The following is a 19,990-nucleotide window of genomic DNA, read 5'->3' on the forward strand; positions in this document are numbered from 1 at the left end:
AAGCCGTTTCCCGGCTTTCGTCAAGTAGTACGTTTCCTGGCTTGACGTCGCGGTGCGAGAATCCGTGCTTAACGTGCAAATGGTCGAGTGCGTCGAAAATGTGCCCTACCAGTACCAACGCCCGACGGACCCCGAAACGATGACCGCCTTGCAGAGCGCTGTGCACGCTCCCGCCGGCCAGATAGTCCATTACGAGAGTCAGACCGTGCTGGATGTCGCGGTCCGGCTGGGCGTCACGGATCTTGACGACGTGATCGTGTTCGACTCGGTCGAGCAGTCTCGGCTCCCGGTAGGCGACGGCGTCCTCGAGCCCGAGAAGGTCGATGGTCTTCTGCACGAGCATCCGCTGCAGCGGCTCGTGCCAGACAAGCCGGACCTCGCCGACTGCACCACCAGGCAGGGTCTGAAGGAATGAATAGGTCGGCTTGTCAAGCCGATCGCCGTGGAGCATGTCAGGCGGCCGGTTGGGACGGGTCCCGCTCAGGCGGACGGCCTCAACCTGATACTCGATGGACTTGACGAGCTTGCCCCACTCGGCGTGGACGATACCGAGGTTGTTCAGCGCGGTCTCCAGCCCGTCGCGCCAGCCGGCCCGAGTTGCCAGTGCCGCCGCCTCTTCCAGCTCACGAACAGCGTGCCGTGGCCGCCCTAGGCAGTGGTGCAGGTGAGCCAGACCGAGGTGAGCCATTGCCTGGGCTGCGGCGTCACCCGCCTGGGCGGCGGCTTGCCTGACCGTCTCGCACATCGTTCGCCACTGGGGGATATGGAGTTGCCGGGCGAGGTATCCCCGCAGTGGGTCGGCGAGGTACCACGCGACGGGATTGCCGCGCTGCGCGGCTGTCGATATCGCCGAGGTGATGTTCGCCCACTCCAGGTGGAACCAGGTCAGAGCGGCTGCGTTGCCAGCAAAGGTGAACCGCTGGTCAGCGACCTCGTCGGCGGATGGCGGCAGGCGCGTGTGTTGCGGATAGAGCGCCCCGGCTGCTGCCCTCGCTCGGGACAGGTACCACGCGGCGAGGCGCTCGAAGGCTGCGTTGCTCTCGTCGGCTGCCGCCAGCTCTGTCGCGAAGTGTCGTAGTAGGTCATGGAGGCGGTACCGGGACGGGGCGCCCTTGTTGACCAAGCTGGCGGTGTGCAGGACGTTGAGCAGGCGCGCTGACTCCTCGTCGGAAATGTCGGCGATGGCGGCAGCCGCGCCGACGGTGTAGTCGTCGCCGGGCATGGTTCCGAGCAGGCGGAACATGCGTTGGGCAGCGACCGGCACGAGCCGGTAGGAGGACGAGAAAGCGTTACGTGCGGCGGTGTCCGAATCGCCGTCAACGACAAGCGCGCTCAGCGGGCTGCCATCGGTCAGGGCCGCGAGGAAGCTGCCGACTGTGCCGTGGCGGGTGGCGATATTCGCGGCGGCGATGCGAAGGGCCAGCGGGAGATAGGCGCACAGCCGTGCCAGACGGGCCATCTCGGAGGGCTCGCAGATAGCCTGCGGGCCGATCGTGGACGCCAGGAGCGACTGCGCTTCGTCCTCGGCAAGGATGTCGATCGACATGAGTTTGGCGCCGTCTCGCGCGACGAGGCCGGCTAGCCGAATGCGGCTGGTGACGATCGTGAAGGCGCCGGGGCCACCGGGCAGCAGCGGCCGTACCTGCTCGACCGAGGCGGCGTCGTCCAGGACGACCAGTGCCCGTCGGTCGGCGAGGATCGACCGCAGGAGGGCAGCCGCCTCGTCGAGATCTTCTGGCACGGAGGTCGGTGGAAGGCCGAGCGAGCGCAACATCTGGCCTAACGCCTCGACTGTGGTCATTGTCGTCGAGGGGCGGTGCCCGCGGAGGTTGAGGTAGAGGTGGCCGTCGGGGAAGCGGTCGGCGACATGGTGGGACCAGTGCAGCGCCAGGGCAGTCTTTCCGATACCCGCCGTTCCGCAAATCACGACGACCGGGGGGCCGGTGGCCCCGTTGAGTATGCCGTCGAGAATGCGGATCTCGTGCGCGCGGCCAACGAATCCGGGAGCGGCCGGCGGCAACTGTCGGGGCGCAGGAGACTGGGTTGTGGCCGCGCGCGCCGATCCGTGTCGAGGTTGAGGAACCGTACCGGGGACACCGTGGCTGGCGGTGAACCAGCCCAGCACATCGGCACCGTCCAGGACGTAGCGGTGGAGTTCCTGGAGGGCTTTGCCCGGTTCGACCCCCAACTCGTGAGATAACGTCGCCCGTGCCCGCCGGTAAACCTCTAGCGCCTCGCCCTTCCGGTCCGCGAGGTACAGGGCGACAATCAGCAGTTGATACAGATTTTCGTTGAATGGTGCCGTCGCGGTCGCGGCGACAAGTTCCGGGATCAGCTCTCGGTGCCGGCCGAGCGTCATGTCGAGGATGAGCCGTCGCTCAAACGCCTGGGCCTGCATCTCCTCCAGCCGACGTGCCTGAAACTGGAACGAGGGGCCGCGTAGGCCATCCAACGCCCGGCCTCGCCACAGGCCTAGCGCCTGCCGTAGATTGTCGGCTGCCTTGCGATATTCGCCCCGATGGGTGAGTGAATCCGCCTGCCGAAGACCCTCACGAAATCGAGCCAGGTCGAGCTGCATGGTGTCAACGTGCAAGGCATATCCGCTGCCGTGCGCCACGATGCGTCCGGTATCCGCCTCGGCAGAGCAAAGAATTCGCCGCAGCGAACTCACTCGGTTCTGTACCTGTTTACGTGCCGTCGACGGCGGTGGCTGATCGAACCACACTGCCTCCACGAGCTGATCAATTTGGACCACGCGGCCGGCATTCAACAGCAGCATCGCAAGTATGCCCCGCTCGCGGGGACCACCCACCTTGACGAACTCGTGGCCTTTGACCACCTCGACCGGGCCCAGAAGGCGGAACTCGTGTGCGGGAGCCGGCGCAGCCGCATCGTCTAACTCGACGTCCAGAGATTCATGCAATGGAACACCCACTCCGTTGAGGCACCCTCCCCGGAGGACCTACATTGGCGTCTACGCCGCGAGGAGCAGTGCACGGACGGCCGCGAGCAAGAGAGCCTCATGGCCGCATGTCGATTGGCCGCGCCGCCAGGGCCGGCAAGACAAAGATCTAGGATGAATCGCGCCGAGGATGGCGGACGATGCCATCACTGACAGTTCGCAGGAGCACGGGCAGGGCTTCGTGGGCCGCCAGTGTCCCGTCATCGACGGCCTCGGAGGCCGCGTAGACCAACGCCCACATCGATCGCTCGATCCAGGCCGATGGAACGGTAGGGTCGATGGTGCCGTCCGCCTGGCCCCGACGGATGAGATCGATGACCGGGCCGCCGACTGCGGCGAACTGTGCGACGGCGGGGTGGTTGGCGACGGTGTGGTCCTCGAACAGGAACCTGATGCGGTCGCCGACCGTCAGGTAGGCGGCCACGAGTCGGTTCAGGGCGTCGACCGGCGGTCCCTGGGTGATGGCGGCGGCCTCTGTCGCATCGGCGATCTCGCCGATGCTGTGCCGGATCGAGGCAACCAGTAGATCGGCCCGGCCTGGGAAATGACGGTGCAGCGTGGCCCGATGGGTCCCCGCGTGGTCGGCGATCTCACTCAGGGTGACGTCGCGGTCGCGGACCCACGCGGCGATTGCCGCCTCGATGATCGTTTGACGCGTGCGGCGACGTGCCGGCGATGGCACATCGGGGTCTGACTGCACACCCGGACGCTAACATGTCCCGCGACAACGGTGTTGCTTTCTGCGACATCAATGTCGCATATCGAGCGCTCGATCATGACAACGAACCGCTGTGCTCAGCGGCCGGACCTGCCGTGGCCGGCACGGGTTCTCCGTGCCGGCCACGACTGCGGTGGTTCGGTTCAGCTGGTGTACGCCTCCAGTTCCCAGAGCGAGTGACCCCAGGCGCTGCCCCTGGCGGTGCCGTAGATCCGTAGGTAGCGGCCATTGGCGCCGAGCGCGGTGTGCTCGTCCACCCCGCCGTCGGCCCCGGTCACCGTCTTCACGTCGGTCCAGGTGGTGCCGTCGTTCGAGGTCTGGATGCGGTACGCACTGCTGTACGCCGCTTCCCAGCTCAGTTTGACCCGGCCGATCGCGGTTGGGCTGCCGAGGTCGACCCGGATCCACTGCGGGTCGGAGAACGCCGACGACCAGCGGGTGGTGAGGCTGCCGTCCACCGCCTGGGCGCCGGACATGCCGGCTCCCTCGCTGCTGGACGTCAGCGTCGGCTTGTTCAGCAGCAGGTTGGTGCCCGGCTGCGGCCCGCTGGTGCCGCCGTACACCTCGAACTCGAAAAGCGAGTAGCCCCAGCCGGTGCCCCGGGTGGTGCCGGTGAGCCGGACGTACCGGCCGGAGCCGGTCAGCCCGGTGAGGTCGTCCACGCCACCGTCGCCGCCGGTCACGGTGCGGATGGTGGTGAAGTTGACCCCGTCCGGCGAGGTCTGGATCTGGTACCCGCTGCCGTACGCCGCCTCCCAGGTCAGCTTGACCCGGTTGATGGCGTAGCTGGCGCCGAGGTCCACATCGATCCACTGTGGGTCGCTGAACGCGCTGGACCACCGGGTGCCGAGCGCGCCGTCGAACGCGTTGCCGGCGACGAAGGCGTCCTGCACGCTCGAGGCGCGGGCCGGCTTGCCCTGGGCCAGGTTGGCGCCCGGTTCCGGGCCAGGTCCGGGGCCGCCGCCCGGGCTGGTCGAGAGGGTGAACTCGTCGATGTCGAAGTACGGTCCGGTGCCTTTGAAGACCAGGAACAGGGTGCGGGTACCGGTCGGGGCGGTGATCCCGCCGGTGACCGTGGCGAACGTGGCGTACCCGCCGGTCGGCGCCACTGTCGCCTGACCGACGAGCGGTCCGGTGGGCGAGTCGACCCGCAGTTCGAGGGTGCCGCCGCCGTCCGCTGGGGCACCGACCCGGGCGCTGAACGACTGGATGCCTGTCAGGTTGTACGGGTGGAACGAGATCCAGTCGTTGTTGTCGATGTATCCGATCGCCGCTCCGCCGTGCGCGCTGCCCGGGGTGACGACCTGGATGCCTGACGAGTCGCCGAAGTGCTCGGCCTGGCGTACCCGTGGCTGGAGGACGGCCTGGGTGTGCGTGGTGAGCGGTGGCTGACCGGCGCCACCGAGGTCGGTGTACTCGGCGTCGATGATGCCGAAGATGTTCGCCGCGGTGTCGTGCTCGCCATCGACCGAGGTCTGGATGACCCCGGAGCAGCCCTGCACGCTGCTGATCTGGTGACCGTGTGAGTCGTGGCCGAGAACGTAGTTCACCTTCACCCGGGCGCAGTCGATCGTGCCGTCCTGCGCGTCGGTGACCGTGACGGAGAACGGTATGGCATCACCGAAGGTGAACGTGGACCCGTTCAACGGCGTGTTCACGGTGACCACCGGGGCGCTGTTGCCGACAGTGATGACGGTGCTCGCGGTACCGACCTTGCCTGTGGTGTCCCGAACGGTCAGGGTCGGTCTGAAGGTGCCGTTCGCGGTGTAGGTGAACGTCGGGTTCGTCGCGGTCGAGTCGGTGGTGCCGTTGTTGTCGAAGTCCCAGGCGTAGGTGAACGGGTCGCCGTCCGGGTCGAGCGTGCCGGCCGACGAGAACCGTACGGTCAGTGGTGCGACGCCGCTGGTCGGGGTGGCCGAGACGACAGCCCGTGGGGCTCTGCCCTCGCGGGCGTACTCGATCCGGTAGAGGGCCGAGTTGGCGTCGCCGTTGAACCAGCCGGTGCCGTAGTCGAGCACGTAGAGCGCGCCGTCCGGCCCGAATTCCAGGTCCATGACCTGGGTGCCGGTCCAGGGGAACGGGTTGATCTTCAGCGGCTGGCCGGTCGAGTCGAGCTTGATGTTCTTGATCCAGCGGCGGCCGAACTCACCGGCGAAGTACGTCCCGTCGTAGTACTCGGGAAACGCCACAGCGGAGGTGTTGTCCGGGTCGAACCGGTACACCGGTCCGCCCATCGGCGACAGACCGCCGCCGGTGAACTCCGGCGGCGAGCCGGAACCGCCGTACGGCAGCCAGGCCGGGACGGCCGGCGGCAGCTGGGTCAGACCTGTGTTGTTCGGCGAGTTGTTCACCGGCCCGTTGGCGCAGTCGAACTTCGGGCCGGACGGGCCGGACGGGAAGGTGTAGTCGTTGTACGCGTCGTTGCGGGCGGTGCAGTACGGCCAGCCGTAGAAGCCGGGCTTGTCGATCCGGGCGAACTCCACGTTGCCCGCCGGACCCCGGTTCGGGTCGGCGGTGCCCGCGTCCGGACCGTAGTCACCCAGGTAGACGACGCCTGTCTCCTTGTCCACGCTCATCCGGAACGGGTTCCGGAAGCCCATCGCATAGATCTCCGGACGGGTCCGCGCGGTGCCCGGCGCGAACATGTTTCCGGCCGGGATGGTGTACCCGCCGGCCGCGCTCGGCCTGATCCGCAGCACCTTGCCGCGCAGGTCGTTGGTGTTGCCCGAGGTGCGCTGGGCGTCGAAGGCCGGGTTACGGCCGGCTCGCTCGTCGATCGGGGTGAACCCGCTCGACTCGAACGGGTTGGTGTCGTCGCCCGTGGACAGGTACAGGTTGCCGACCGCGTCGAAGTCCATGTCACCGCCGACATGGCAGCACATGCCCCGGCTGGTCGGCACGTCCAGGATCAGCGTCTCGCTTGCCAGGTTGATGGTGTTGTCCGCGTTGGCGGTGAACCGGGACAGTCGGTTCACGCCGTCCCACCGGGCGAAGTCCGCTGGCGTTCCGGTGGCTGGCGCTCCGCCACCTGGGGTGTCGAGCGGTGGCGCGTAGAACACGTACACCCAGCGGTTGGTGGCGAAGTTCGGGTCCACCTTGATGCCCTGCAGACCCTCCTCGTCGCCGGTGTAGACAGGCAGCGTGGCGGCGACCTTGGTGTTGCCGGCCGCGTCGGTGTGTCGGATGACACCGTTGCGCGAGGTGTGGAACACGCCCCGGTCCGGCAGCACGGTGAGGCTCATCGGCTCGCCCGTCTCGGCTGCGCCCTTCGCCAACTCGACCTGCTGGAAGTTGCTGGTCACGGTGCCGCCACAGTCGGCCTCGGCCGCACCGGCCGCGCTCATGATGCCGCCGAGCAGGTGGGTACGGAAGTTCGGTTCGGCGTACGACTCATCGGTGTGCCCGAGGCCGGTGTACCAGGCCCGGCCGCCTGAGTAGTTCTGGCACCATGAGATCGGGTGGTCGTACCCGTTGCCGCCGCCGGTGTAGGTGGTCTCGTCCAGAGTGGCGAGCACGTGCACGCTGCCCCGTGGGTTGGTGCGGTAGTTGTACCACTCGTCCAGTCGGGTCCACCGCTGCGGCAGCGAGGCGGTGGACGGGTGCACCTGGTCGGCGACCTTGATGGTCGCGGTCTGGTTGGCCGGATGCGAGGCGAAGTACGCCCCGACCAACCCGCCGTACCACTGCCACTCGTACTCGGTGTCGGCGGCGGCGTGCACGCCCACGTACCCGCCACCGCCCTGGATGTACCGCTCGAACGCGGTCTGCTGGCTGGCGTTGAGTACGTCACCTGTGGTGGACAGCCAGATCACCGCGGCGAACCGGTCCAGGTTGGCGTCGGTGAACTGGGCCGCGTCCTCGGTGGCCTCGACGGTGAACCCGTTTGCCGCACCGAGCTGCTGGATGGCGGCGATGCCGGGGACGATGGATCCGTGCCGGAATCCGGCGGTCTTGCTGAAGACAAGCACGGTGAACGGGGCGGCAGTGGCTGCGGGTGGCACGGCGACGATGCCGCCGGCCACGAGGATCGCGCTCAGTACGGCGCCGAGCCACGATCTCAGAGATCTGCGCACGGTGGTCGTCCTTTCGAGGACAGCGTGCGCCGATCACGCCTGGGTGGGGTGGAGGTGGTGCTGGGCATGCTCGTGGCCCGCTCAACGCGCCGTCGCCGATGCGAGCGTGAGGCATGTGCATACATCGTTACGGTCGCGTCGCTGGCGCGTCAAGCCTTCCCGGCAACTTCGTGAGAGCGTTATCTCGGCAGGTCAGGGAGTTTTCTGGTGACGATCTTCGAGCCACTCTCAGGCCCGGTGCCTGCACCGTCTGTCGGTCCACAACCGGATCGCTGTCGTACCCACGATGAGCGCGGCTCCGGTGGCGTTGAACACTCGGGTTCGGACCGGGCGTTCGCGGTTGGCGGCGCTGGTGGCCAGGGCCCAGCCGCCGGCCACCGCGATCGGTGTGTAGCCACGCCTGCTGGTGGCGATCGTCGTGCCCAGCGCGGCGGCGGCTCCCAGCACCGCGAGACGGGCCGCTGTCCGGCCGGACCTTGTCGTCGGTGCGAATCTGCCGCGCCTGCGGGTGGCGAAGACGTTGACGACGGAGGCGACGCTCGTCCAACCGAACAGCAGGCCGCTGCTGGGGGCGACCAGGCGGTCGGGGCCGTGTGGTCGACCGGCCTGGGCGCGCCGGTGTGCGGTGCCGGCGAACGCCGCGGCGAGGGGAAGGATGTACGGGGTGTACTGGAAGCGGTTCGCCTGTGCCGCGACGGACCAGGCGGTGTTCGCGCCGTAGGCGGCGGTGAGCCACCACCCGGTGCGGCGGTTGACGGCTGCCGCGGGTCGTACGGCGTGCTGGATGGCGTTGGCGGCGACACCGGCGAAGATCGGCGCCCAGATGGCGAAGGCGTAGTCCGGCGGGGTGATCTCGGTGTCGAACTCCTCGGCTCCTTCCTCGGTGCCGGCGATGACCGGGCCGAGAGTGGGCACGAGCACCATCAGTCCAGCTGCGGCAACCATGCAGGCTGCGCGTAGGCGATCCGTGGTGGTGGGTTCGGATGATTCGACAGGTCCGTCCGGTGTCGACGATCTGGTCATGCTCGTGCACCTTCCCCGGTCTTCGAGCTTCGTCGCGATGTCGCGCCGCGCGAACCTCCGCCGCAAAGTAGCTTGATTATCAAGCTAACGTATCATGGAGCGATGTCGGACGGGAACGCTCCAGCGGAGCGCGGGACCGAGCCCTCGCCGGAGGATGTCTCCTGGGCGTTGCACCAACTCGTGGTGGCGGCGGCGGCCCTGGACGTCACGCTGGGACGCCGGCTCAACCTTGGTCCGAGCGAGTACCAGGCGATGAAGCACCTCCTGACAGCCGAGCGTCCGCTCGGCCCGGTCGAGCTGGGAGCGCTTGTCGGACTCACCTCGGGTGCCGCGACAACGCTCGTCGACCGACTCGAACGAGCCGGTCATCTCGCTCGTCGCCGAGACCGCCACGACCGCCGCAGGCTGACCCTGGAGCCCACCCCCGACGCGCTGGACAGCGCCCGACGGCAGCTTCGACCGCTCGAAGACGCGCTCGGTGAGGTCCTGAAGACGTACTCGGGTGAGGACCGACGAACAATCGCCCGGTTTCTCGGCGAGGTCGTCGCCGCTTACCAGCACTTCAACGCCGGGACCGGAGGGCATCGCCGCGCGGCCAGGTGACCGGCTGTGGCGGTGACCGGCTGTGGCCAGCCGCAGGGGCCCGCTCAGGAAAGGGTGAAGTCGATTCGGGTGACCTGGTCGGCGGTCACTGTCGCGGTCTGCGGGTCGCTGCTCCGATCGCCGGTGCTCACCGTGATCTCGTACCGGCCCGGCGGAAGTCGCCACTCGTACCGGCCGGTGTCCCCGGTGAGGACGCCGATCTCGGGGATCGCCGGCGCCGGCTCGTCCAGCGGGGCGACCTGCACGGACGCCGAACGTACCGGTTCACCCGTCGGGGTGGTGACGGTGCCGGTCACGGTGCCGGTCGGGTTGGAGCGACCGGCCGGGGGCGGCGGTCCGTCGTCTGAGACGGGGGTGTCGCCGCCGAACGCCAGCAGGCTCGCCCCGATCAGCAACGGCGCGGCGATCAGGAGTGCGAGCACCCCGAGACGCGTCCTGCTCATGACTGCCCCCTCAACTCAATGACGGACAGTAGCTGAGACGTGCTCAGGGTGACGTCGGTTCCGTGCGGGTGGGTGGCTCGCGCGCGCCCACCCGCCCGGTCGGCTCGGTTCAGCTGTTACGCCAGGTGATCAGATTGTTGAAGACGCTCTCGGTGATGCGGGTGCCGTGGTTGTTTGTGGAGTGTGGCGATGAGCCGTGCAGCCCGTACGCGTGGATCGCCATCACACACTGCCCGACGCACCAGGAACTGCCGGCGGCCCGGGTCTGGTAGACCGGGCTGCCGCTCTGACAGCCGAAGGTGTCGTTCTGGTAGAACACCTGCCGGTCGTGGGTGACCGCGACGGTCTGCCCGGCGTGCCGCCACTGCTGGCCGAAGGTCTTGTCGCACGGATACCCGCTGACAGTGGTCGCGGTGCCGGTGAGCGACGCGCCCTGCCACCACATGCCGAACCAACCGGTGCTGTTGCCGGCGGCGCAGCTCAGCCGAATGGCACCGTAGTCGTACGTCTCGTCGCCGCTCTGGGTCCAGCCGTTGACCGAGAGGAGTTGGGTGGCGGTGCAGGTGCCGTACGGTGTCGACGCCCCGTTGCGGCCCGGGATGATCTGGAAGTCTCCGCGCGGGTAGAAGTTGTTGCCGCCACCGCCGTTCTGGCCGCCGCCCGGGTGCACGCAGTGCCCGGCGGTGGCGATGATGCTCGGCCCGTAGAGCCAACCGGTGCAGCCCCAGGTGCTGCCGTTCGTGGTGCGGACGATCTGCACGATGGCGCTGGACGGGAAGACGGTGGTCGGGTCGACCCGGACCCGGTTGTCGGTACCGATGACGCTCTGGATGCCGATCGAGTCGCCGTCGGAGGCGGCGGGACGACCCCCGGCGTCGAAGCGGCTGCCCCCCGGCCCGGCCTTGCCGGTGCCGGCGGAGCCGGAGCTGCCGGAACCCCGTACCCCGTTGAGCCCACGCTGCGTGGGCAGCGCGACGGCGGCGGGTACGGCACCGGAGTCGGCGACCGCGCCGTGCACCTCGGTGCGGGCGGCGGTGGTCGGCGCCTCGGTGGTCGGCGCGGCGGTGGCCGGTGCGGCGGCGAACGCCGAGGCCAGGACGGTGGTGATCCCGATCGCGAGGATGATCCTCGGTCGGGTTCTGCTGGACGGTGTGGACCTCACGAGAGCCCTCCTCATCGAAGCTGGACGCTTCCGATGGGCAAGCTATATCGCCCAGATTGATCCACACTCGTGTCTGTCTGTCCGTCGACAGCGCTACGTTCGGTTTCGGACAGTTCGCACCTCGTGTCGGCGCGGGCGCATCGCCGGGCGGATCAGATCGACTGGCCGGCGACGACCGACAGGAGTCGGAGCTTGTCGTGGCTCTCGCTGCCCGGGGTGGCGGTGAAGACCTGCAACAGTTGCGACTGGTCGGGGTCGACGAGGACCTGGCAGTGCAGTTCGAGGAGCCCGACGTGGGGGTGCCGGATGCGCTTGGGCGCGCAGTACGCCCCGGCGACCGGATGCTCGCGCCACAGCTCGGCGAACTCGGCGCTCTGGGTCAGCAGGGCGTGCACGATCTCCCCGGCTCGCGAGTCCCGGCCGTCACGGGTGTACGCGCGATGCAGGTCAGCGGCGATGATGCGACTCTGCGTCGGATGGTCCTGTTCGGGGTGGATTCGTCGGCTGTCCGGATCGGTGAACCAGCGGTAGTGCAGGCTGCGGGCCAGGCCGGTGTGCCGGGTGTCGTCGCCGAGCAGCGCACTTGCCAGCCGGGTCTGCGTCAGGGTCTCACCGAGATCGCTCACCACCTGGGCGGCGACGTCGCCGAGACCGTCGAAGACCCGCATCATGCCGGGGTTGACGTGGTCGTTGCGCCGGATCCGCTGCGGCGCCGGGTATCCACCGAGCCGGAACAGGTGATCCCGTTCCGCCACGGACAGCCGCAGCCCCCGGGCGATCGAGGCGAGCATCTGTTCCGACGGACGCGGACCGCGCTGCTGCTCGATCCGGCTGTAGTAGTCGGCCGACATGTCGCTGAGGGCGGCGACCTCCTCGCGGCGGAGCCCGCCGGTGCGCCGCCGCCGGTGCCCGCGCGGCAGCCCGACATCCTCGGGCTGGAGTGCCTCGCGTCGGCTCCGCAGAAACTCCGCGAGTCGAGCGCGGTCCATGGCGGCCCCCTCCGCTTCCGCACCACCGGAGCGTCGTCCGGCGTATGTCCCTCAACCGCTGAACAACCGCAGGCCCGGGACTGTTTCCCAGGCTGGCACGAGCGGGCCCGGCCAGCCAGGTTCTGGTTGTCCGGGGATCCGGGCCACTGGCGGGCGACCTGCCAACCACGGATCGGCTGTGCCTGGTTGGCCCCGCGGGACAAGCCAAGACTCGGCCCATGACGACAAACACCCAGACACCCGCCGGACACTGGATCAACGGCGAGGTGGTCCCCGCCGGAACCGTCCGGACCATCACCGTCAGCAACCCCGCGACCGGGGAGATCGTCGCCGAGGTGCCCGCCGGCACTGCCGCCGACGTGGACCGGGCGGTCGCCGCCGCGCGGGCCGCATTTCCCGGTTGGGCCGCCACCCCGCCCACCGAGCGGGCCGCCGTGCTGCGCCGCATCGGCGCGGGCCTGCGCGAGCGGAGCGAGGAGATCGCCGCGGCGATCACCGCCGAGATGGGTTCGCCGCTGAGCATGTCCCGTACCGCACAGGTCGGCTTCCCGGTCGCGGTCGCCGACTCGTTCGCCACGTTGGCCGAGGAGTTCGCGTGGACCGAGGAGGTCGGAAACTCCCTGATCGTTCGTGAGCCGATCGGTGTGGTGGGGGCGATCACGCCATGGAACTTCCCGTTGCAGCAGATCGTGTCGAAGCTGGCACCAGCCCTGATCGCAGGCGACACGATGGTGTTCAAGCCGTCTGAGGTGGCGCCCCTGACCGCACGGATCCTCGCCGAGGTGACCGCCGAGGCGGGCCTGCCGGCCGGCGTCTTCAACGTGGTCTACGGCACGGGCAATGTCGTCGGCGAGGCGATCTCGGCGCACCCCGACATCGACATGATCTCCTTCACCGGCTCGACCAGAGCCGGGCGGCGGATCTCGGCCGTCGCCGCCGAGACCGTCAAGCGGGTCGCGCTCGAACTCGGTGGCAAGGGCGCCTTCGTGATCCTCGACGACGCCGACCTGCCCAGGGCGGTCGAGACCGGCGTGATGATGGCCTTCGCCAACGGCGGGCAGGTCTGCGGCGCGTGGCCACGGATGTTGGTGCCGGCGTCGCGCCAGGACGAGGTCGTGCGCCTGGCGGTGGCCGCCGCCGCCCAGTACACCGTCGGCGACCCCAACGACGAGCGCACCCGGATCGGTCCGATGGCGTACGAGGCACACCGGCAGAAGGTGCAGAGCTACATCGAACGGGGTGTCGCCGACGGGGCGAAGCTCGTGTTCGGCGGACCCGGCCGGCCGGAAGGGCTGGAGAAGGGGGCGTACGTGCGGCCGACCATCTTCGCCGAGGTGGATCCGGACTCCGCCATCGCCCAGGAGGAGATCTTCGGCCCGGTCCTGACCATCATCGGGTACGCCGACGAGGACGAGGCGGTGGAGATCGCCAACGGCACGATGTACGGCCTCACCTCGGGTGTCTTCGGCGAGCCCGAGCACGCGCTCGCGGTCGCCAGGCGACTGCGGGCCGGTCAGGTGGACGTCAACGGTGGCCAGTGGAACCCGTACGCCCCGTTCGGGGGCTACCGGCAGTCCGGCAACGGACGCGAGTTCGGCCGGGCCGGTCTGGAGGAGTACCTGGAGACCAAGTCCATCCAGCGCTGACCAGGACCGCAACGGCCGGGGCGCCGCCGGTCAGGCCGCGAGGGCCTGCTCCGAGTACGTCCACAGGCGCTCTGCCGCCGCCGGGTCGAGAGCGTGCGGGGCGACCCCCGCCTCGGCCTCCGCCGGCGCCGGTGCCACCTCGGCCTCCTGGTTGTCCTCGAAGTACCGCCCGGTGACGCCCTCGACGAGGGGCGATGCGGCCAGCAGGACCGAGGTCGACGCACCCTGTTCGGGTGTCTTGTAGTAGTCCAACGGGACCCGGTTGCCTGCCTCGTCAAGCACACCGAAGGCACGCATCGTCTCGTCGTCGAGATGCCGCTGGAGGTTTGTCAGGATGTAGCCGGGATTGGCGGCGTTGGCGACGATGCCCTGGTCCGCCCAGCGGTTGGCGATGCCGACGGCGAACAGTACAGTCGCGGTCTTCGACTGGCCGTACGCCGACCAGCGGTCGTACGGGCGCTCGGCGAAGTGCGGGTCGGCGAAGTCGAAGGGTGCCCGTAGGTGCGCGCCCGAGCTGACCAGGACGACGCGCGCTGACTCGGCGGCCCGGAGGTTGTCGTGCAGGCCGGTGACGAGCGCGAAGTGCCCGAGGTGGTTGGTGGCGAGTTGCGCCTCCTAGCCCTGCGCGCTGAGCTCACGGTTCGGCACGGCCATGATCCCCGCGTTGGCGACAACGGCGTCCACCGGGCCCTGCCAGTCCGCCACGAAGGCGGCGACCGAGGCCAGGTCGGACAGGTCGAGCTGGGCGGCGCGGGCCGAGCCCGGCAGTGCTGACAGCTGCGCGACCAGATCGTCCGCGACGGCTGGCCTGCGGATGGCGATGGTGACCTCCGCTCCGGCGCCGACAAGCGCGCGTACGGTCTCGGTGCCGAGGCCGGAGGCGCCGCCGGTGACGATCATCCGACGGCCGGTGAGGTCGACGCCGTCCAGCACCTCCGCAGCGGTGGTCCGGGGTCCGAACGGGGTGACGACGCGGGAGCGGGTCTTCGTGTTGTCGTCCATGAGGGCAACACTAGGTCCGCCGAGTCGGACGTACTATGGTTTTGCGTCCGGTTCTCTTTAGCGCTCGTCCAGAAGGGTGGGGGATGGACCCACTGCACGACGTGCTGACCCTGCTGGGCACCACAGGTCACGTCTCCGCCAGTATGGTGGCTGGCGGCAGCTGGGCTGTCGAGTTCGAGGCACCTGTGGGGATCAAGTTCAACGCGGTCCGGCGGGGGCACTGCTGGTTGCGTGTCGACGGTGCCGCCGAGGCGCTGCCACTCGCGCCGGACGACTGCTACCTGCTGACCCGGTCCCGGTCGTACACCCTGTTCAGCGACCCCGAGGCGGTCCCGGCGCCGGCACGATCGATCTTCCTGGCGGCGGCGGATGGCGTGGCCCGCACCGGGACGGGGGACGACTTCGCGGCGATCGGCGGCGCCTTCCACTTCGGCGAACGGGCCCGCCCGCTGCTGCTCGACGCCCTGCCTCCGGTGGTGTACGTGCCCTCGGCGGCGGCCGAGGCCGCCACCCTGCACTGGGCGATCGAGCAGGTCGACACGGAGTTGCGACAGCAGCGGGCCGCCGCGGGCCTGGTCGCCGAGCATCTCGCTCTCGTCATGCTCATCCAGGTGCTCCGCCACCACCTCGCCGCCGACGCCCGGGCGACCACCGGCTGGCTCGCCGGCCTCGGTGACCCGGTGGTGGCCGTGGCCCTGCGGGAGATGCACAAGCGGCCGGCACACAAGTGGACTGTGGCGGAACTGGCCCGGGCCGCTTCGGTCTCCCGCTCGACCCTGGCCGCGCGGTTCAGGGCGGTGGTGGGCCGGGCCCCACTGGAATACCTCATCGACTGGCGGGTGGAACTCGCCGCCGACCGGCTCCGCCGGACCGACGACACCCTGGCCGCCATCGCGCAACAGGTCGGTTACGGCTCCGAGAGCGCCCTCAGCGTCGCCGTCAAGCGCGTCACCGGCCACACCCCCCGCGCCCACCGCCACCCCCAATGACCCTGCAAGATCGCGCGCGAGGGGGAGGGGGGAGGGGTCAGCAGACGTGGGCTGGGGTGGGGAGGGCGGTGGGGCCTGAGTGTTCGACTGTGGTCAGGTTGGCGAGGGTGGTGGTGGCGATGTTGTGCAGGCCGTCCTCGGTGAAGAACGCCTGGTGCCCGGTGATGAGCACGTTGGGGAAGGTGGTGAGACGGGCGAAGTCGTCATCACCGAGGACCCGTTCGGAGCGGTCCTCGAAGAACAGGTCGCTCTCCTCTTCGTACACGTCGAGGCCGAGGTAGCCGATCCGGCCGCTCTTGAGACCGTCGATCACGGCCCGGGTGTCCACGAGCGCGCCCCGGCCGGTGTTGATCAGCATGACGCCCTCCCGGAGCAGGGCGATCCGTTCGGCGTCGATCAGATGCCGGGTGTCCGGGGTGAGCGGGCAGTGCAGGGTGACGATGTGCGACTCGGCGAGCAACCGTTCCAGCGGGACGTACTCCACCCCGGCGGCCTTGGCCGCGTCGTTCGGAAACGGGTCGCTGGCCAGCACCCGGCAACCGAAACCCGCCATGATCTGGGCGACGCAGACACCGATCCGCCCGGTGCCGACGATGCCTACCGTACGGCCGTGCAGGTCGAAGCCGAGCAGACCGGCGAGGGCGAAGTTGTGTTCGCGTACCCGGTTGTAGGCCCGGTGGATCTTACGGTTCAGGGCGAGGATCAGGCCGGCGGTGTGCTCAGCCACCGCGTGCGGCGAGTACTCCGGCACCCGTACCACGGTCAGGCCAAGCTTGCGGGCAGCGGCCACGTCGACGTTGTTGAAACCGGCCGAACGCAGCGCGACCACCCGGACGCCCACCTCGGCTAGCTGGTCGAGGACCTCGGCGCAGAGGTCGTCGTTGACGAAGGCGCAGACCGCCTCCGACCCCTCGGCGAGCCGGGCGGTCTGCGCGGTGAGCCTCGGCTCCAGGAAGGTCAGCTCGTGACCGGCTGCGGCGTTCGCCTCGGTCAGGAACGTCCGGTCGTACGGCTTGGTGCTGAACACTGCCACTCGCATGGGCCACCTCCACCACTCACGCTAAGGCCGGACACCGGTTCGGGGCAGGGTCCTGCGACCCCGTCGATCCGTGTCGCGCGACCCACGCGCATGTCGAACTGTTCGCCCCCGCCGTCCGTACCAATGCGTGGGAGGTTCGCACAAGCCATGGCCGTACGTCGGATCGTCGTCATCGTGCTGGGCACCGCAGTCGCGCTGACGGCCGGTGCGGTGCCCGCGACCGCGCACGGTGCGCCGACCTACCCGCTCAGCCGATCCGCCGCCTGCGCCCCGGACGGCGACCACGCCGACAAGCCGGCCTGCCGGGCGGCGGTCAAGGCGGGCGCGGCCCTGCGCGAGTGGGACAACATCCGGGTGTACGGGGTCAACGGCCGGGACCGGGAACTGATCCCCGACGGCGAGTTGTGCAGCGGCGGGTTGTCGGCCTATCAGGGCCTGGACCTGGCGCGTGCCGACTGGCCGACCACGCCGTTGACGGCAGGTGCCGAGTTCCTCTTCCGCTACCGCACCACGATCCCGCACCGGGGCAGCTTCCGGCTCTATCTGACCCGGCCCGGTTACGCCCCAAAGAAGAAGCTGACCTGGGGGGATCTGGACGAGACGCCGTTCCTGCGGGCCACCGACCCGCCGGTACGCGACGGGGCGTACCAGCTGACCGGGCGGCTGCCGGACGACCGCACCGGCCGCCACCTGATCTATACGGTCTGGCAGAACTCCGACAGCGCGGACACCTACTACTCCTGCTCCGATGTGGACGTCCAACCGGCCGGTGAGTCCGGGCAGGACCCGGCGGTCGGAGTGACGGACGCCAGCGCCGGCCCGGACGGGACGCCGCGGATCGCCGGAGCACCAGGGGGCGACGCGGCGGCGGAGAGCAACGTGGCGGTGGCGTCGGTGACCCCGCTGGATTCGTGGCGGTGGCTGATGATCGCCGGTGGCGCGCTTGTCATGCTGTTGATCCTGCTTGTCGGCATGCGGCTACGCGGATCCCGCAGCGGCCCGTCGCCCGGCCGGCCCTGCACGGTACGCAACCACCGGGCCAACCCCCGCGTCTGGTGACGGCGGTCGGCCCGACCGCCCGACGGTGAGCGCCGGGCGGGCGTACGCGCCGGTCAGGCCAACTGGGCGTCGATGTCGGCCAGTTCCTCGGCGGTCAGGTCGAGGTTGTCCACCGCGGCGATGTTCGCCTCCAACTGCGGCACACTGCTGGCGCCGATGATGAGGCTCGTCATCCGGGGGTCGCGCAGCGCCCAGGCGAGCGCGAGCTGCGCGAGCGACTGGCCCCGACGCTCGGCGATGGCGGCCAGTCCCCGGATGGTGTCCAGCCGTTGCGCGTTCACATCGCCCTCGTCGAGGAACACGCTTGTGCGGACCCGGGAGTCGGCCGGGATACCGTCGAGGTAACGGTCGGTCAGCAGACCCTGGGCCAGCGGGCTGTAGGCGATGCAGCCGGCACCGACCCGCTCCAGCGTGTCGAGCAGCCCGTCCTCCTCGGTCCACCTGTTGAACATCGAGTACGCCGGCTGGTTGATCAGCAACGGGGTACCCAGGTCGCGCAGGATCGCCGCGGCCCGCTCGGTCTGTTCCGAGGTGTAGTTGGAGATGCCGACGTAGAGGGCCTTGCCGGAGCGGACGGCGGCGTCGAGGGCGCCCATCGTCTCCTCCAGCGGGGTGTCCGGGTCGTACCTGTGGCTGTAGAAGATGTCGACGTAGTCCAGGCCGAGCCGGCGCAGGGACTGGTCGAGCGAGGCGATCAGGTTCTTGCGGGAACCCCACTCGCCGTACGGTCCGGGCCACATCAGGTAGCCGGCCTTGCTAGAGATGATCAGCTCGTCGCGGTACGGCTTGAGGTCCCCGGCGAGCATCCGCCCGAAGTTCTCCTCCGCCGAGCCGGGCGGTGGTCCGTAGTTGTTGGCCAGGTCGAAATGGGTGACGCCGAGATCGAAGGCGCGCCGGACGATGTCCCGCTGACGCTCGACGGGGCGGTCCGGACCGAAGTTGTGCCACAGGCCGAGGGAGATCGCGGGCAGCCGAAGCCCGCTGGCTCCGCTGCGCCGATAGGTCATCTGGTCATAGCGCGTGTCAGCGGCGAGGTAGGTCACGATCATGACCCTAGCCCGAGGTCGCCGACCCGGCCCGGCTCGTGACCGACGCCGCCCCCGTCGTGCGCCGCGACGGGTAGCGTCGACCCATGCGGTACGTGCGGCTCGACACCCCGAAGCCCCTGTCCAGGATCGGCCTCGGCACGTGGCAGTTCGGTTCGCGGGAGTGGGGCTACGGTCCCGACTACGAACGGCTGGCGGCGGACATCGTCCGGCGCGCCGTCGAGCTGGGCGTGACCCTCTTCGACACCGCCGAGATCTACGGCCTCGGTCGTAGCGAACGGCTGCTCGGTGCGGCGCTGGCCGCCGACCGGGACAAGGTGGCCATCGCCACCAAGATCCTTCCGGTGCTGCCTGTCGCGTCGGTGGTACAACAGCGGGCAGTCGCCTCGGCGGCTCGGCTCGGCGTCACAAGTATCGACCTCTACCAGGTGCACCAGCCCAACCCGGTGGTCAGCGACCACCGGACCATGCGCGGGATGCGCGCGTTGCAGGACGTCGGCCTGGTCGCCGAGGTCGGGGTGAGCAACTACAGCCTGCGTCGCTGGCAGGTGGCGGAGGCGGCGCTGGGTCGGCGGGTGCTCAGCAACCAGGTCCGCTACAGCATGCTCGACCGAAAACCGGAGGAGGACCTCCTTCCGTACGCCGAGCAGGCGGGGCGGCTGGTCATCGCCTACAGCCCGCTGGCGCAGGGGTTCCTCTCCGGGCGGTACGACGCCACCCATCCACCCGTCGGCGCGATCCGCCGGGCCAACCCGTACTTCCTGCCGGAGAACCTGGAACGCGGCAGCGCACTCATCGAGACCCTGCGTCAGGTGGCCGCCGCGCACGACGCGACGCCGAGCCAGATCGCCCTGGCGTACGTGCTGCGTCATCCGAACGTGGTGGCCATCCCCGGGGCGTCAAGCGTGGAGCAGTTGGAGCGCAACGCCGCCGCCGCCGAGATCGACCTGACCGAGGACGAGTACGCCGCACTTGTCAACGTGGCCCGGGCGTTCCGTCCGGTCACCGGCCTGGCCGCGATACCGAAATTCGTCAGATCCCGCACCCGCGGCTGACCGTGCGGATGATGTCCCCCGCACCATTGGAAGCGTTGAACCGGGTGACCCACCCGAGTCGCCGCGTTGCGCGATGCCGTTACGATGGCCCGGTTCGTTGGCGGGTTCGGCGGTAGGGACGGGCTCTGTTCCGGCGGCTCCCGCACAAGTCATCGCTCATTCGGGCGCGAGTTTCCTTCGC

The 19,990-nt window shown here is 69.4% G+C and carries 14 protein-coding genes and 1 pseudogene; 5 read left to right on the top strand and 10 right to left on the bottom strand.

What is annotated here, in order from left to right; all coding sequences use genetic code 11:
- From Van01_RS00005 to Van01_RS00020, 4 genes are all read right to left on the bottom strand, one after another.
- Window positions 1-2,935 (bottom strand): AfsR/SARP family transcriptional regulator (locus tag Van01_RS00005; RefSeq protein WP_203997426.1); only part of this gene is annotated, 2,935 nt, incomplete at its 3' end.
- A 136-nt stretch (window positions 2,936-3,071) separates the two neighbouring features.
- The gene (locus Van01_RS00010) at window positions 3,072-3,662 is read right to left on the bottom strand and encodes a TetR/AcrR family transcriptional regulator (RefSeq protein WP_203997430.1); all 591 of its coding nucleotides are present in this window, start codon (window positions 3,660-3,662) and stop codon (window positions 3,072-3,074) included.
- Between the two features lie 161 nt (window positions 3,663-3,823).
- A complete protein-coding gene (locus Van01_RS00015) occupies window positions 3,824-7,753 on the bottom strand; it encodes a ThuA domain-containing protein (protein ID WP_203997432.1) in 3,930 nt (1,309 codons plus the stop codon).
- 228 nt (window positions 7,754-7,981) lie between these two features.
- On the bottom strand, window positions 7,982-8,698 hold the full coding sequence (locus tag Van01_RS00020; RefSeq protein WP_203997433.1) for a TspO-related membrane protein: 717 nt from the start codon (window positions 8,696-8,698) through the stop codon (window positions 7,982-7,984).
- A 180-nt stretch (window positions 8,699-8,878) separates the two neighbouring features.
- On the opposite strand from Van01_RS00020, the gene Van01_RS00025 reads away from it, so the two are divergent.
- Window positions 8,879-9,379 carry a MarR family winged helix-turn-helix transcriptional regulator gene (locus Van01_RS00025; protein WP_203997435.1) on the top strand — a complete coding sequence of 167 codons (501 nt, stop codon included), beginning with the start codon at window positions 8,879-8,881 and terminating at the stop codon, window positions 9,377-9,379.
- Window positions 9,380-9,423: 44 nt separating this feature from the next.
- On the opposite strand, the gene Van01_RS00030 is transcribed toward Van01_RS00025, so the two are convergent.
- From Van01_RS00030 to Van01_RS00040, 3 genes are all read right to left on the bottom strand, one after another.
- Window positions 9,424-9,822, bottom strand: a complete 399-nt coding sequence (locus Van01_RS00030) for a carboxypeptidase regulatory-like domain-containing protein (protein WP_203997438.1) — start codon at window positions 9,820-9,822, stop codon at window positions 9,424-9,426.
- 109 nt (window positions 9,823-9,931) lie between these two features.
- A complete protein-coding gene (locus tag Van01_RS00035; protein WP_203997440.1) occupies window positions 9,932-10,984 on the bottom strand; it encodes a trypsin-like serine peptidase in 1,053 nt (350 codons plus the stop codon).
- Between the two features lie 152 nt (window positions 10,985-11,136).
- Complete coding sequence (locus Van01_RS00040; RefSeq protein ID WP_203997442.1) at window positions 11,137-11,973, bottom strand: helix-turn-helix transcriptional regulator; 837 nt, start codon at window positions 11,971-11,973, stop codon at window positions 11,137-11,139.
- A 218-nt stretch (window positions 11,974-12,191) separates the two neighbouring features.
- Here Van01_RS00040 and Van01_RS00045 point away from each other — a divergent pair, with 218 nt between their 5' ends.
- Entirely contained in the window at window positions 12,192-13,619 is a 1,428-nt protein-coding gene (locus Van01_RS00045) for an aldehyde dehydrogenase family protein (RefSeq protein ID WP_203997445.1), read from the top strand.
- Between the two features lie 30 nt (window positions 13,620-13,649).
- Here Van01_RS00045 and Van01_RS00050 read toward each other — a convergent pair.
- Window positions 13,650-14,621 (bottom strand): annotated as a pseudogene (locus Van01_RS00050) (SDR family NAD(P)-dependent oxidoreductase).
- A gap of 83 nt (window positions 14,622-14,704) precedes the next feature.
- Between Van01_RS00050 and Van01_RS00055 the strand changes: the two are divergent.
- Window positions 14,705-15,610 (top strand): AraC family transcriptional regulator, encoded by a 906-nt coding sequence (locus Van01_RS00055; protein ID WP_203997448.1) that lies wholly within the window; start codon window positions 14,705-14,707, stop codon window positions 15,608-15,610.
- A gap of 37 nt (window positions 15,611-15,647) precedes the next feature.
- Here Van01_RS00055 and Van01_RS00060 read toward each other — a convergent pair whose 3' ends face one another.
- On the bottom strand, window positions 15,648-16,649 hold the full coding sequence (locus tag Van01_RS00060; RefSeq protein ID WP_203997451.1) for a 2-hydroxyacid dehydrogenase: 1,002 nt from the start codon (window positions 16,647-16,649) through the stop codon (window positions 15,648-15,650).
- A 147-nt stretch (window positions 16,650-16,796) separates the two neighbouring features.
- On the opposite strand from Van01_RS00060, the gene Van01_RS00065 reads away from it, so the two are divergent.
- Window positions 16,797-17,708: a lytic polysaccharide monooxygenase auxiliary activity family 9 protein gene (locus Van01_RS00065; protein ID WP_203997454.1), complete on the top strand. Its 912-nt coding sequence runs from the start codon at window positions 16,797-16,799 to the stop codon at window positions 17,706-17,708.
- A 53-nt stretch (window positions 17,709-17,761) separates the two neighbouring features.
- Here the strand turns inward: Van01_RS00065 and mgrA are convergent, their stop codons facing one another.
- Window positions 17,762-18,757: an L-glyceraldehyde 3-phosphate reductase gene (gene mgrA / locus Van01_RS00070; protein WP_203997458.1), complete on the bottom strand. Its 996-nt coding sequence runs from the start codon at window positions 18,755-18,757 to the stop codon at window positions 17,762-17,764.
- Window positions 18,758-18,840: 83 nt separating this feature from the next.
- Here mgrA and Van01_RS00075 point away from each other — a divergent pair, with 83 nt between their 5' ends.
- Window positions 18,841-19,809 (top strand): aldo/keto reductase, encoded by a 969-nt coding sequence (locus Van01_RS00075; RefSeq protein WP_203997461.1) that lies wholly within the window; start codon window positions 18,841-18,843, stop codon window positions 19,807-19,809.
- Window positions 19,810-19,990 lie beyond the last annotated feature (181 nt).

The sequence above is a fragment of the Micromonospora andamanensis genome (genome assembly GCF_016863495.1).
GTDB classification, from domain to species: Bacteria; Actinomycetota; Actinomycetes; order Mycobacteriales; family Micromonosporaceae; genus Micromonospora; species Micromonospora andamanensis.